At 62.3% G+C, this 13,918-nt stretch carries 13 protein-coding genes; 6 read left to right on the top strand and 7 right to left on the bottom strand.

Going from position 1 to position 13,918, the window contains the following annotated elements; genetic code table 11:
- Window positions 1-140 precede the first annotated feature (140 nt).
- Together R0J92_RS10080 and tgt are read right to left on the bottom strand one after the other, a co-directional pair.
- On the bottom strand, window positions 141-1,226 hold the full coding sequence (locus R0J92_RS10080; protein WP_207796907.1) for an alkene reductase: 1,086 nt from the start codon (window positions 1,224-1,226) through the stop codon (window positions 141-143).
- Between the two features lie 273 nt (window positions 1,227-1,499).
- Complete coding sequence (tgt, locus tag R0J92_RS10075; RefSeq protein ID WP_411051567.1) at window positions 1,500-2,630, bottom strand: tRNA guanosine(34) transglycosylase Tgt; 1,131 nt, start codon at window positions 2,628-2,630, stop codon at window positions 1,500-1,502.
- A gap of 70 nt (window positions 2,631-2,700) precedes the next feature.
- Between tgt and rimK the strand changes: the two genes are divergently transcribed.
- The 6 genes from rimK (at window position 2,701) to tpiA (ending at window position 7,239) form a co-directional block, all read left to right on the top strand.
- Window positions 2,701-4,116 (top strand): 30S ribosomal protein S6--L-glutamate ligase, encoded by a 1,416-nt coding sequence (rimK, locus tag R0J92_RS10070; protein ID WP_106163458.1) that lies wholly within the window; start codon window positions 2,701-2,703, stop codon window positions 4,114-4,116.
- A gap of 93 nt (window positions 4,117-4,209) precedes the next feature.
- A complete protein-coding gene (locus tag R0J92_RS10065; protein ID WP_106163457.1) occupies window positions 4,210-5,097 on the top strand; it encodes an SPFH domain-containing protein in 888 nt (295 codons plus the stop codon).
- Entirely contained in the window at window positions 5,097-5,369 is a 273-nt protein-coding gene (locus R0J92_RS10060; RefSeq protein WP_411051566.1) for an NfeD family protein, read from the top strand. Before R0J92_RS10065 ends, R0J92_RS10060 begins: the two co-directional genes overlap by 1 nt.
- A 116-nt stretch (window positions 5,370-5,485) precedes the next feature.
- Window positions 5,486-5,848 carry an SUF system Fe-S cluster assembly protein gene (locus tag R0J92_RS10055; protein ID WP_106163455.1) on the top strand — a complete coding sequence of 121 codons (363 nt, stop codon included), beginning with the start codon at window positions 5,486-5,488 and terminating at the stop codon, window positions 5,846-5,848.
- 122 nt (window positions 5,849-5,970) lie between these two features.
- On the top strand, window positions 5,971-6,327 hold the full coding sequence (locus R0J92_RS10050) for a HesB/IscA family protein (RefSeq protein ID WP_106163454.1): 357 nt from the start codon (window positions 5,971-5,973) through the stop codon (window positions 6,325-6,327).
- Between the two features lie 171 nt (window positions 6,328-6,498).
- Window positions 6,499-7,239 carry a triose-phosphate isomerase gene (tpiA, locus tag R0J92_RS10045; protein ID WP_411051565.1) on the top strand — a complete coding sequence of 247 codons (741 nt, stop codon included), beginning with the start codon at window positions 6,499-6,501 and terminating at the stop codon, window positions 7,237-7,239.
- 209 nt (window positions 7,240-7,448) lie between these two features.
- On the opposite strand, the gene R0J92_RS10040 is transcribed toward tpiA, so the two are convergent.
- The 5 genes from R0J92_RS10040 to R0J92_RS10020 form a co-directional block, all read right to left on the bottom strand.
- Window positions 7,449-8,825 carry a TRAP transporter large permease gene (locus tag R0J92_RS10040; RefSeq protein WP_106163452.1) on the bottom strand — a complete coding sequence of 459 codons (1,377 nt, stop codon included), beginning with the start codon at window positions 8,823-8,825 and terminating at the stop codon, window positions 7,449-7,451.
- Window positions 8,825-9,502: a TRAP transporter small permease gene (locus R0J92_RS10035; RefSeq protein ID WP_411051564.1), complete on the bottom strand. Its 678-nt coding sequence runs from the start codon at window positions 9,500-9,502 to the stop codon at window positions 8,825-8,827. Before R0J92_RS10035 ends, R0J92_RS10040 begins: the two co-directional genes overlap by 1 nt.
- A gap of 117 nt (window positions 9,503-9,619) precedes the next feature.
- On the bottom strand, window positions 9,620-10,624 hold the full coding sequence (locus R0J92_RS10030; protein ID WP_106163451.1) for a DctP family TRAP transporter solute-binding subunit: 1,005 nt from the start codon (window positions 10,622-10,624) through the stop codon (window positions 9,620-9,622).
- Between the two features lie 249 nt (window positions 10,625-10,873).
- Window positions 10,874-12,103 (bottom strand): sigma-54-dependent transcriptional regulator, encoded by a 1,230-nt coding sequence (locus tag R0J92_RS10025; RefSeq protein WP_106163487.1) that lies wholly within the window; start codon window positions 12,101-12,103, stop codon window positions 10,874-10,876.
- A gap of 20 nt (window positions 12,104-12,123) precedes the next feature.
- Window positions 12,124-13,875, bottom strand: a complete 1,752-nt coding sequence (locus tag R0J92_RS10020) for an ATP-binding protein (RefSeq protein WP_411051563.1) — start codon at window positions 13,873-13,875, stop codon at window positions 12,124-12,126.
- Window positions 13,876-13,918: the final 43 nt, after the last annotated feature.

Here is a 13,918-nt window from a genome sequence, read left to right as displayed (position 1 = left end):
AACGCCGCTCATCAATGCCGCTTGGCACATTCGAGACAGGCCTGGCTTGGATATTCCAGGCTTTTTGCGGGCGTTGTGCAGCAGGCGGATCCTCCCGCCTGCTGCGTCTTGATACCCTGACGGAGGGGCAGAGTCTGGGCCTATTCCGCCGCCTGCAACTCCAGCGTGGGATAGTCGGTGAACCCTTCGTCTCCACCGCCATAAAAACTCGCTTGATCGCCTTCCGCCAAGGGAGCGTCCGCCTTGAGGCGCGCCACCAGATCCGGGTTGGAGATGAAGGGGCGACCGAAGGCCACCAGATCCACCGCGCCGCTTTCGGTCCGGGCCAAGGCCGTTTCACGGTCATAGCCGTTATTGGCCATGTAGGTCCCGGTGTAGAGCTGGCGCAGAGTCTCAAAATCCCCCTCGCGCGCGCCTCCGGTGTCCCCTTCGATCAGGTGCAGATAGGCCAGCCCATAAGTGTTCAGCCGTTCGATCAGCGGGGTGTAGTGGGCCACCGGGTCGCTGTCAGAGACATCGTTAAAGCTGGCAAAGGGCGACAGACGCACGCCAATGCGGCCCGGCTCCCAGACGGTGGCCAATGCGTCCAAGACCTCAAACAGGAAACGCGCCCGATTTTCTGCCGATCCGCCATAAGCGTCGGTGCGGGTGTTGACCCCATCCTTGAGGAATTGTTCCAGCAAATAGCCATTGGCGGCATGCAGCTCAACGCCGTCAAATCCAGCATCCTTGGCGTATTTCGCGGCCTGAACGTAGTCTTCGATCACGCGCTGGATGCCTGCAACGGTCAGCGCCTCGGGCGTCGCGGTCGGCTCAAACCCCGCATGCGTGAAGGTCTGAGCATCGGCCGCCTGATCGGTGGGCCCAACAGCCTTTACGCCCTCGGGCAGAAGCGAGTCATGGGTGATCCGCCCCACATGCCACAGCTGGATCACGATCTTGCCGCCCTTGGCATGCACCGCATCGGTGACCTTGCGCCATGCTGCCGCCTGCGCGGCGGTGTGGATGCCGGGGGTCTGGATATAGCCCTTGGCCTCGGCACTGATCTGACTGCCTTCGGTGATGATCAGACCGGCGCTGGCACGTTGGGCATAGTATTCGACGTGACGGTCGAGCACCTCTCCGGTGCTGTCGTCGGCACGGTTGCGCGTCAGCGGCGCCATCACCACGCGGTTGGTCAACTCAAGGGCACCGGCGGTGTTTGCGGCAAACAGTTTCTGGCTCACGGGGAGTATCCTTCGCTCAAAGCATCCAGCAACAGGAATGTTGCCTCACAAGAGCTGAGCATCCCACCTCTGCCTTTCAACCCTCCAGCAATGAGAATGTTTTGGGACCCCCAAAAACTCGCGTGATCGCCCCCTTCGCCCCGCAAACATGCAATAAAATATCTCATGATATCAAAATTTTAAAAGGCCACCTCAAAGGGCGGCCTTTTGAAGTTCACAAAGAGGTGCGCGACTACCCACCCCTGCGGCGGGCCGGGTTCAAACCCGCGCGGGTCACAAGGGTTCGATATCGCCTTGTGCACGATTGTCGTGAAAATTCTTCTGCCAGGCCTCAAATGTGCCCGCTGCGATTGACTCGCGCATGCCTGCCATGATGTCCTGAAAGTAATGCAGATTGTGCCATGTCAGAAGCATACCGGAGATCATCTCGTTCGACCGGAACACGTGGTGCAGATAGGCGCGCGAATAATTGCTGCATGCCGGGCAGCTGCAGTTTTCATCCAGCGGACGCGGGTCGTCCTGATGGCGGGCGTTCTTGATGTTAACCACACCGTGCCGGGTGAAGGCCTGTCCGGTGCGCCCCGAACGCGAGGGCAGCACGCAGTCCATCATGTCGATGCCACGCGCCACCGCGCCCACGATGTCGTCGGGCTTGCCCACCCCCATCAGATAGCGCGGCTTGTCCTGAGGCAGCATGTCGGGCGCATAGTCCAGACAACCAAACATGGCCTCCTGGCCCTCGCCCACCGCAAGGCCGCCGACCGCGTAGCCGTCAAAGCCGACCTTGGTGAGCGCCTCGGCGCTTTCCTCGCGAAAATCCTTCTCCAGCCCGCCCTGCTGAATGCCAAACAGCGCATAGCCCGGACGATCTCCGAAGGCCTCGCGCGAGCGTTCCGCCCATCGCATCGACAGGCGCATGCTCTCGGCGATGCGATCCCGGTCGGCGGGCAGCGCGGGGCATTCGTCGAAACACATCACAATGTCAGAACCCAACAGCCGCTGGATCTCCATCGAGCGTTCCGGCGTCAGCTCATGCCGCGAGCCGTCGATGTGGCTCTTGAAGGTGACGCCCTTCTCGGTCAGCTTGCGCAGCCCTGCCAGCGACATCACCTGAAAGCCACCGGAGTCGGTCAGGATCGGCCGGTCCCAGTTCATGAACTTGTGCAAACCTCCCAAGCGGTCGATCCGCTCCGCAGTGGGGCGCAGCATCAGATGGTAGGTATTGCCCAAGAGGATGTCGGCCCCGGTGGCACGTACGCTTTCCGGCATCATCGCCTTGACCGTGGCAGCGGTGCCGACCGGCATGAAGGCAGGCGTGCGGATGTCGCCGCGCGGTGTGTGGATTACACCTGTGCGGGCCTTGCCGTCCGTTGCTGTCATTTCAAAGTTGAAAAGCTCTGCCATCTCATGTTCCTGCGTCAGTCTGCACACCGCTCAGGCGGTGATTCCCCCCTAATGCCAAGGAGACGTCTCCATGTCCACAGATGACCCGAACCAGAATCTGCGTCTTGGGTGGGAGGAATGGGTCAGATTGCCGACGCTCGGCCTGCCCGCCCTGCGCGCCAAGATCGACACCGGCGCGCGGACCTCTGCCCTGCATGCCACCGATATCGAGACCTTCGGTCCACAGAATGCGCCCAAGGTGCGTTTTACCGTACATCCCATTCCGGGGCGCGATGACTTGCTCATTCCCTGCTCGGCCAGGATCAAGGACCGGCGCGAGGTGACCTCCTCCAACGGGGATCGCGAGCTGCGCTATGTGATCGAGACCGACCTTGAGATCGGCGGCGTGACCTGGCCGGTGGAGGTGACGCTGACAGACCGGCGCGGCATGGCGCTGCATATGCTGCTGGGTCGTCAGGCGCTGACCGAGAACATCTCCATCGTACCGTCGGAACGCTATTGCCAGCCGGAGCTGGACTACTCCGTCTATGCCACCCCGGCGATCCGCAAGAAGGCGCCCAACCGCGCCCTGCGCATCGCGGTGCTGAGCCGCGAGGACAATTACTCCACCCGCCGTCTGGTCGAAGAGGGCGAAAACCGAGGCCACTCGGTGGAGGTCATCGACACCACCCGCTGCTACATGTCGATCAACGCGCTGGCGCCCGAGATCCACTATGACGGCAAGCGCCTGCCACGCTATGACGCGGTGATCCCGCGCATCGGCGCGTCGGTCACCCAATATGGCACCGCGCTCTTGCGGCAGTTCGAGACCATTGGCACCTATTGCGTCAACGGCAGCGCCGGCATCACCGCCAGCCGCGACAAGCTGCACGCGCATCAGCTCTTGGCACGCCACAAGATCGGCATGCCGCCCACCGCCTTCGCCGCCTCGCCCAAGGACACCAACGCGCTGATCGACATCGTCGGCGGTGCGCCCCTGATCGTGAAGCTCTTGGAAAGCACCCAAGGCAAGGGCGTGGTGCTGGCGGAGACCAAGAAGGCCGCTGAATCCGTCATCACCGCCTTTCGCGGTCTCAAGGCAAACTTTCTGGTGCAGCAATTTGTGAAGGAGGCCGCCGGAGTCGACATCCGCTGTTTCGTGGTGGGCTCCAAGGTGGTCGCGGCGATGAAACGCTCCGGTGCCGAGGGCGATTTTCGCTCCAACCTGCACCTGGGCGGCAGCGCCGTGTCGGTCCGCATCACCAAGGAGGAACGCTCCACCGCGATCCGCGCCGCCAAGTGTTTCGGCCTCGGTGTGGCGGGCGTCGACCTGCTGCGCTCGGAAACCGGGCCCAAGGTGCTGGAGGTCAATTCCTCGCCCGGGCTGGAGGGGATCGAGAAGACCTCCAAGAAAGACATGGCCGCATTGATCCATGACGAGATCGAGGCCAACGTCCGCCCCACCCCGCTGCGCAGCCGCAAGGCGCTCGAGAACGCGGCCGAGTAATCGGGGGCACAGAGGGTCGCGCTTTCCCCTTGACCCGGCACCGGGCAAGGGGGACGTTGCCGCCCAACGCTGTTTTACATCCGGATTTTTCCCATGAACGAACAAGAGATCATCGACGCCCTCTCTGGCGGTCTGCTGTATATCCTCGGGGCCGTTTTCCTGATTATCGTGATCTTCAAAGGGGTGCGCATTGTGCCCCAGTCGGAGAAATTCGTGGTCGAGCGCTTTGGTCGGCTCAAGGCGGTGCTGGGGCCGGGCATCAACTTCATCGTGCCCTTCCTCGACGTGGTGCGCCACAAGGTCTCCATCCTCGAACGTCAGCTGCCCAACGCCAGCCAGGACGCCATCACCCGCGACAACGTGCTGGTGGAGATCGACACCTCGGTGTTCTACCGCATCCTGGAGCCGGAAAAGACCGTCTACCGCATCCGCGATGTGGATGGGGCGATTTCCACCACCGTGGCGGGCATCGTGCGCGCCGAGATCGGCAAGATGGATCTGGACGAGGTGCAATCCAACCGCTCGCAACTGATCGGCGAGATCAAGCGCAGCGTCGAAAGTGCAGTGGATGACTGGGGCATCGAAGTGACCCGCGCCGAGATCCTCGATGTGAACCTCGATCAGGCCACCCGCGATGCGATGCTGCAGCAGCTCAACGCCGAACGCGCCCGCCGCGCCCATGTGACCGAGGCCGAGGGCAAGAAACGGGCGGTGGAACTCTCTGCTGATGCAGAGCTTTATGCCGCCGAACAGACCGCCAAGGCGCGTCGCATTCAGGCCGAGGCCGAGGCCTTTGCCACCGAGGTCGTGGCCAAGGCGATCGCCGAAAACGGCCTCGCCGCCGCGCAGTATCAGGTGGCGCTGAAACAGGTCGAGGCGCTGAATGCGCTTGGCAATGGTGACGGCAAGCAGACCATCATCGTGCCCGCCCAGGCGATCGAGGCCTTTGGCAACGCCTTCAACATGCTGAAGGGCAAGTAATGGGCGCGCTCTGGTCACTGTGGTGGATCTGGGGCGCGCTGGCGCTGGTGCTGGGCATTGCCGAGATCCTGCTGCCGGGGTTCATCTTCCTCGGCTTCGCCATCGGCGCGGTCTGCGTGGCCGTGCTTTTGCTGATGTCACTGAGCGTGTCGCTGCCGCTGCTGTTGCTGGTCTTCGCTGCCCTGTCTCTGGTGGCGTGGCTGATGCTGAGGCGCCTGTTCGCCCTGCCCAAAGGCCAGGTGAAGACCTTTGACACGGATATCAACGACTGAGCGCGGCCCCTCAGTCTGTTTCGGGCCAGAACACGGAGGTCGAGTGCGTTCGGGCACTGGACCTCCGTGCCTTCATTTCCTATATAAACAGTCAGAAACCTGATCGAGAGTCCTGAATGACCGACGCATCCGAACCGCTTGAGGGCACGCCACTTATTGCGCCCTCCTCCGTGTCCCATCCGCTCTACGAGCCGGTGGTCGAAGCCTGCCGCACCGTGTATGACCCGGAAATCCCGGTTAATATCTACGAGCTTGGCCTGATCTACACCGTTGAAATTTCAGAAGAAAACGACGTGAAGATCATCATGACCCTGACCGCGCCCGGCTGCCCTGTGGCCGGTGAGATGCCCGGCTGGATCGTCGATGCGATCTCGCCCGTGGCCGGCGTCAAGAGCGTTGATGTGGAAATGACCTGGGAGCCGCCCTGGGGCATGGACATGATGTCCGATGAGGCCCGGCTGGAGCTGGGCTTCATGTGATCGAACCCCTGTGGTCGCAATATCGTGATCACAGGCCCCTGTTCTCCTTCATGGATGAGACACCCCTTGATGAGAGGCGCCGCGCCACCTAGGTTACAGGGTAACACAAACGGAGCCTTTTCATGTTCGGTATCCCCGGCAAACAAGCTGTCACCATCACCCCCCGCGCCTCTGCGCAGATCTCCAAGCTGATGGCGAGCGCAGGCCACGCGGGTCTGCGTATCGGCGTCAAGAAGGGCGGCTGCGCGGGCATGGAATACACCATGGAATATGTCGACCAGCCCGACCCCAACGACGAGGTGGTAGAGCAGGATGGTGCTAAGGTGCTGATCGCGCCGATGGCGCAGATGTTCCTCTTCGGCACCGAGATCGACTATGAAACCTCGCTGCTGGAATCCAGCTTCAAGTTCAACAACCCCAATGTCGCCGATGCCTGTGGCTGCGGCGAGTCGATCAGCTTCAAGGTGGGCGGGGAGTAACCTCCTCCCGGTGTTCGGATAAAACAAGGCCGCCGCGTGCTGCCGCATAAACAGGGTGGCCGCGCGCCGCCCTTTTTTGTGGCCCCGCGCGCGTCGCGATTGCCCGCTCCGGCCCCCGGTGCTACCACCAACAGCAATTCAGACACAGAACACCAATGAAAGGGGGGCGACATGGCGCGCAAACTTGCAGCAGGCAATTGGAAAATGAACGGCACCGGCGACAGCCTGACGGAGCTGGAGGCCCTGGCCAAGGGCGATCTGCCACAGGGCGTCGAAGTGCTGATCTGCCCACCCGCGCCGCTGATTTCGCGCGCGGCCGAGATTGCTGGCGGCATCCGCATCGGCGGGCAAGACTGCCACGCCGCGGCCTCCGGCGCGCATACCGGCGACACCAGCGCGGTGATGCTGAAGGATGCGGGCGCCAGCTACGTGATCCTCGGCCACTCCGAACGCCGCAGTGATCATGGCGAGAGCGACGAGGTGGTGCGCGCCAAGACCGAGGCCGCCTATGCAGCCGATCTGACCGCCGTGGTCTGCGTCGGCGAAACGCTGGAGGACCGCGAGGCGGGCTCCACCCTGCAGGTGGTCTGCATGCAGCTTGCTGGCTCCCTGCCCGACAGCGTCACCGCCAACAACACTGTGGTGGCCTATGAGCCGGTCTGGGCGATCGGTACCGGCAAGGTGCCGACGCTGGAGCAGATCGCCGAGGTGCACGCCGCCCTGCGCGATGCGCTGACCCAGCGCTACGGCGACGCGGGCGACAATATTCCGCTGCTCTATGGTGGGTCGGTCAAGCCGGGCAATGCGGCCGATATCTTTGCCACCGCCAATGTGGACGGCGCATTGGTGGGCGGCGCGAGCCTGAAGTCGGCTGATTTTGGCCCCATCATCGCCGCACTGGCCGCCAGCTGAGGAACGCGCCTAGCGGCGCGGCCTCTGGCGGGGATATTTGAGAAGAAGATGAAGGGGGCGCGCGCCCCCTTTTTTACCTTGGATATCTTGCCGGGGTGCATGCTTGCCGCAGCGCACTCAAGACCACACTATCAGAACAAGAAGGCGCCCGAGGAGAGATCTCCCCGGGCGCCTTTTTGTTCGCCAAATCATAGCGACGCGATGTCGGGCTATTTTGTTATGATCTCTGGTCCCATGATCATATTCGGCAGGAAGGTGGAGATCGCCGGAATATAGGTCACCATGATCAGGAACACGAAGAGCACGGCAAGGAACGGCAGGGCTGCGCGCACTACGGCCATCATCGGCATGCCCGCCACGCCGGAGGTCACAAAGAGGTTGAGCCCCACAGGCGGCGTGATCATCCCGATTTCCATGTTCACCACCATGATGATGCCCAGATGGATCGGGTCGATGCCCAGTTCGATGGCGATCGGGAACACCAGCGGCGCGACGATCACCAGAAGACCCGAGGGCTCCATGAACTGACCACCGATCAGCAGGATCACGTTCACCACGATCAGGAACATCACCGGACCAAAGCCCGCGGACAGCATCGCATTGGCGATATGCTGCGGCACCTGCTCGTCGGTCAGCACATGTTTCAGGATCAGCGCATTGGCGATCACGAACAGCAGTGTCACGGTCAGCTTGCCGGCCTCAAACAGCGTGTGCTTGGTGTCCGGGTGGACAAAGGCCGTGATCAGCGCCTGCGGCATCTTCAGGAGCGATGTTTTGGGCTGGCCTTCGCCATTGGAGAGCGGCCCCATGTCCTTGTAGACAAAGCAGGCGATCAGGAACGCGTAGACCGCTGCAACCGCTGCCGCTTCGGTCGGGGTGAAGATACCGCCGTAGATACCGCCCAGGATGATGACGATCAGGAACAGGCCCCAGCCCGCATCCCGCGCGGATTGAAACACCTCGCCCCAGCCATTCCAGTCGCCCTTGGGCAGGTTCTTGACCTTGGCCATCACGTAGATGGTCACCATCAGCATGATGCCCGCCATCAGGCCCGGGATCACACCGGCCAGGAACATCCGCCCCACCGAGACCTCGACCGCTGCCGCATAGACCACCATCACGATGGAGGGCGGGATCAGAATGCCGAGCGTCCCGGCGTTACAGATCACACCGGCGGCGAATTCCTTGGAATAGCCCACCTGGCGCATGCCTGCGATCACGATCGAGCCGATCGCCACAACCGTGGCCGGAGAGGAGCCAGACAGCGCCGCGAACAACATGCAGGCAAACACGCCCGCAATGGCCAGACCACCCGGCAGGTGACCGACGCAGGCGATGGAGAAGCGGATGATCCGCCGCGCCACGCCGCCCGTGGTCATGAAGCTGGAGGCAAGAATGAAGAACGGGATCGCAAGCAGGGTGAAATGACCCTCAAAGGCCTGGAACAATGTTCCCGCCACCGAGGCCAGCGAGCTGTCGGAATAGATCAGCAGGAATAGCGTGGAGGACAGGCCGAGCGATACAGCGATCGGCACGCCGATCAGCAACAGGCTGATGACCAGCGTAAAAAGAAGGACAACTTCCATCAGTCATGCTCTCCCTGTTGAGCGCGAACTGCTTCGAGTTCGTCTTCGACTTCGTGACTTGCGACCAGACGATCCGCCTGCCCGCTCAGGATCTGCAGCGCCGCCTGTACAAAGCGCAGCACCAGCAGGAGCATCGACAGCGGCAACACCAGATAGGGAACCACCTTGGGCAGTTTCTCGTAGGAGTCGCCGTAGTTGATCAGATCCTCCAGAAAGCGCAGAAACCCGAGCATCGGCACATCCTGCACCTCGTAAAAGCTCTGACTGCGCGCGGAGGTATCAAACCCGGTGGGGAACCAACGGCCCGAGGTGGGCGGCAGATCCGCAAACACGGCCCAGTAGTCATAGGCGCCCTTCAGCATCAGCAGCGAGAAGGCGATACAGACAGCCGCAGCGATCAGGCCCACGATGCGACGTGCGCCCGCGGGCAGCATGTTGACGATGGCATCGACCCCCAGATGCGCATGCACCTTGACCGCGTAGGAGGCGCCCAAAAGCACCAGCCAGGCAAAGAGGAACACCGTGACTTCCAGCGCCCAGAGGATGTTTGAATTGAAGACGTAGCGCGCGACCACATTGGAAAATGTGATGATCGTCATGCCGCCGAGCAGGGCGGCGATCAGCGTTTCTTCAAGTGAATGAATGAACCCGGACGGGCCGGAACTTGCCCCCGACATTGTTGTCTCCCCAATTTTCCGGAAAAGAAGCTGCGGCTGGATGATCTCCGCCGCAAAGGTGACGGAGCGCATGTATCACGCGCTCCGAACAGATTTTGTGCGAGGTCCCAGTCGGGATCAGAGGCCGGCGTTGATGGCCTGTGCGGCGTCGATCATGTCCTGACCAACGTCACCGGAGAACTGCTCCCAGACCGGCTTCATCACATCGACCCAGGCCTGACGCTGCTCGCCTGACAGCTGGCGCACCTCGCCCCCTGCTGCAACGATGGCCTCTTTGGCTTCGTTGTTGACGCGGGTGGACTCTGCGTTCCGGGTTGCAGTGACTTCATTCATGATGGTCATGAACTGATCACGCACTTCCGGATCGAGGCTGTCGAGCCAGTCAACCGAAGCCACAACCAGATAGTCGAGCACACCGTGGTTGGTTTCGGTGATGCCGTCCTGCACCTCGAAGAACTTCTTGCCGTAGATGTTGGACCAGGTGTTTTCCTGACCGTCCACAACACCCTGCTGCAGCGCGCCGTAAACCTCGGAGAAGGCCATTTTCTGCGGGCTGCCGCCGATCGCTTCCATCTGGGCTACCAGCACGTCGGAGGACTGCACGCGGAACTTCAGACCATCGGCATCGGAGGGTTCCAGCAGCGGCTTGTTGGCCGACATCTGCTTCATGCCATTGTGCCAGTAGCCAAGACCCTGCAGGCCACGGCGCTGCATGCTGTCGAGCATCGCCTGACCGTTGTCAGAGGCCTGGAACGCGTCCACGGCGTCGATGTTCTTGAACATGAACGGCAGGTCGAAGAGGCGGAACTGCTTGGTGAACTTCTCGAATTTCGACAGGGAGGGCGCGGCCAGTTGCACGTCGCCCTGCAGCATCGCCTCAAGCACCTTGTTGTCGTCATAAAGCGTGGAGTTCGGATAGACGACGATGCACATGGTGCCGTCCATCTCTTCGTTCACCCGCTTCTCCAGCAAAGACGCCGCGATGCCCTTGGGGTGTTTGTCGGTGTTGGTAACATGGCTGAACTTGACGACGATTTCGCCATCGTCGCAGGCATCCGCCTGAGCAACGCCAGCGGTTACGGTCAGCGCCATTGCAGTGGCGGCAGCAGTCAGAAACTTCATGGTGATCCTCCCTAAGAATCAATTTTCTTCCTCTGACTCCGAACAAGCGTCCAGAGCTTGATCGCTAGAATTGGCAAAGGCGGGGATCCGCTCAAGCAAGCATTGAAAAAACCTCCGAAATTCAGCTTTTTTCTTTTATTTTCTGATGCTTGAGAATCATTTCGGAAGGCAACTCACGACTACGGCACCGTCGTTGTGCGAGATTTCGCACAACGAGAGTCGCGCCTTGTGCGAAAAACCGCACACCCGTTAGCGCCGGTAGTCTTCGGGCCGAATCCCGTAGCGGGCCAGTTTGTCGTAGAAGGTCTTGCGCGGCAGCTTCAGCGCCTCGGCAGCGGCAGAGGCCTTGCCGTTCTGCCGCCCCAGTGCGGCAATCAGCAGCGAGCGTTCGACCTGTGCCATCTGTTCCGCCAGCCCGAGGTCAGCGGCCTTGGAGACCTCCTCCGGCATGCCAAGGACAAAGCGCATGGCCGCAGACATCAGCGAGCGCGCGTTGCCCGGCCAGTCCATTGCCATGAGGCTGGCCAGCGTGTCCGGGTTGATTTCCGGCGTATCGATGCCGGCCTGTTCAGCGGCCTGCGCGACGTAATGGCGAAACAGCACCGGAATATCGTCGCGCCGCTCCACCAGAGCCGGGATCCGCACCCGCATCACATCGAGCCGGTAGTACAGATCCGCGTTGAATGCGCCCGCAGCCACACGTTCGGCCAGATCCGAGGAGGACCCGCCGATAATGCGCGTCTCGGCGCCCTGTTCCAGCCGCTCCAGCACCGCAAACTGCGTCGCGTCCGGCATGGCGGAGAGCTCGTCAAGAAACAGTGACCCGCCCTCGGCGCTGCGGCACAGCTCTTCAAACAGCTCTGGCGTCAGCCCGGCGGCGGGGCGTTTGACAAAGGCCCCCTGCCCCCGGCGTGACATCAGATGCACCACTTCGGCGACCTTGGGAATGCCGCTGCCCGGTGGGCCCGACACCAGCACCTCCGCCTCTGTCGGGGCCACCGACCGGATGCGCGCGCGCAACTCCTGTGCCTGTGGCGATGAGCCGATCAACATGCGCGCGGCCGGATCGCCGCTTTCAAGCTGAGTTTGCAGGCGCCGGTTCTCCAGCACCAACGCGCGGGTCTTCAACGCGCGTTCCAGCACCGCCAGCAGCGTTGCCGCGTCGCAGGGTTTTTCAAGGAAATCAAAGGCCCCTTCGGACATCGCCTTGACCGCCATGGGAATGTCGCCCTCGCCGGTCAGCAGCACTACCGGCAGCTCTGCGTCCATCGTCTGGGCATAGTCCAGCAGGTGAAACCCGTCGCGCCCCGGCATCCGCATGTCCGACAGGATGACCCCTTCGAACCCGGGCGTGATGTGGTCCTTTGCCGCCACAAAAGACCCCGCCGTCACCGCATCCAGATCGCTCAGTTCCAGTGTCTGCGCCAGTGCCTCGCGCACCGCAGCGTCATCATCGACCAGCAAGACCTTGCGTGTCACGGGTCGGGCATGGGGGCGCATCATGCGGCGTCTTCCTCTTTCCAATGTTCAAGTTCAACAGTGAACAGCGCACCGCGCGCGGTATTGGTGCCGCGGATATTGCCACCGAAGCTTTGCACCAACCCGTAGGAGATCGACAAGCCCAACCCCATGCCTTCGGAGCTGCCAACCGCCTTGGTGGTGTAGAACGGCTCAAACACCTTTTCGGGCTGATGCAGGCCGGGGCCGATGTCCTGCACCGTGACCGCAAGACGGGGCCCGGGGTCGATGGCAATCGTGATGTGGCGATCTGGCTGCTCCAACATCGCATCGGTGGCGTTGTTGATGAGGTTCACAAAGACCTGCGTCAGCCGCACCTCGCCACCACGGGCAAAGATCGGCCCCGTCGCCTCCGGGTGCCAGTCAAGGGTGACGGCATGGTCGCGCAGACGGGTTTCGGTCAGTTCCACCGCCGCGTTGATCACCTGCAGCAAGTCGACCTTTCCCACCGGCTCGCTCTCATTGCGGGCAAAGGCGCGCAGGTTCTTGATGATCCGCGCCATGCGGGCAGACATCTGCGCGATGCGGTTCAGGTTCTCGCCCGCGCGCTCTGCCTTGCCGCGCGCCACAAAGGCCTGGCCGTTTTCGGCAAACTGCTGGATCGCCATCAGCGGCTGGTTCAACTCGTGACTGATGCCCGCCGACATCTGCCCGAGGGCCGAGAGTTTGTCAGCCTGCACCAGCTCCGCCTGCGCTTGTTTCAGCGCCGCTTCGGCCTCTCTGCGTTCGCGCACCTCGCGACGCAGCAACTGGTTCGCCTCGGAGAGGGCGCGAGTGCGGGTATCGACCCGCAGCTCCAGCGCCGCATTGGTCTCGGCGAGGGTGCGGCGACGCTCCGCCACCCAGAACAGGATCGTACCAAAGGCCAAACAGACCGCCGCCATCGCCAGTGTCTGCAGCAGGGCAATGCGCTGCGCTGGTGTCACATCGACAAGGATCTCACCCCGCATCCCGATCGCCGGGAGGTCAATCCCCAAGTGCAGCGCCTCGCTTGGCAAATACGGGCTCCAGTCCTGCCGCCAGATCTCATGCGTGCCCACATACCGCTGGGTCAGCGGCAAATCCCCGCCATCGGCCATTCGCAGACCGGGATTGTCATCATCCCGCTGCCAGAACAGCAGCTCAAACCGGTTCGACATGAAGACCCGGCCATCCTCGATGGTGAAGTAAACCGCCGGCAATGAGCCGCGCCAAGTCTGCTCGACCACTTCGATATCGGCAACAACCACCAAGGTCCCCCGGACCTGCCCTCTCGGTCCGAAATCAGGTGCCGCAAAGAAATAGGCCCTGCGATTGCCAGCGGGCAGCACCATCGGCTCCGCTCCCATGGCGCCTTGCATGGCGCGGCGGAAGTAGCGCTTGTCCGAGACGTTGCGCCCCGCCACCCCTTCTGCCGCCGCCAGCACCTGGCCCTGGGCATCGGCGTAGAACACATCCAGCGCCCCGGTCTTGTCGGCGACGCCGCGCAACAACACTTCTGCCGCACGGCGACCAACGGGTTCATCCAGGCGCCGCAGTGCCGGGTGGGTCACCACCAGCACCGCCTGTTCGCGAAAGATCTGCAACTGGGTGCTGACCCGATCAGAGGCCAGTGCCAGATCCGAGGCGCTGCGCTCCGCCAGGGCGGTTAGCGCCTGACGATATCCCGAGGACCAGACCGCCGCAGACAGCACCGCGATGGCACAGGCGACGCCGAAAATGAGAGCAAGGCGGGGGTGGCGGGTGTCCAACATTGCGCCACAATAGCAAAGCCCCCCTTGCCAAGACCAGAGACCT

It is taken from the genome of Tritonibacter sp. SIMBA_163 (genome assembly GCF_046535935.1).
In the GTDB taxonomy this organism is placed as follows: Bacteria; Pseudomonadota; Alphaproteobacteria; order Rhodobacterales; family Rhodobacteraceae; genus Epibacterium; species Epibacterium scottomollicae.
Note: the sequence above shows the minus strand (reverse complement) of the source record. Positions and strands in the feature narration are given on the sequence as shown.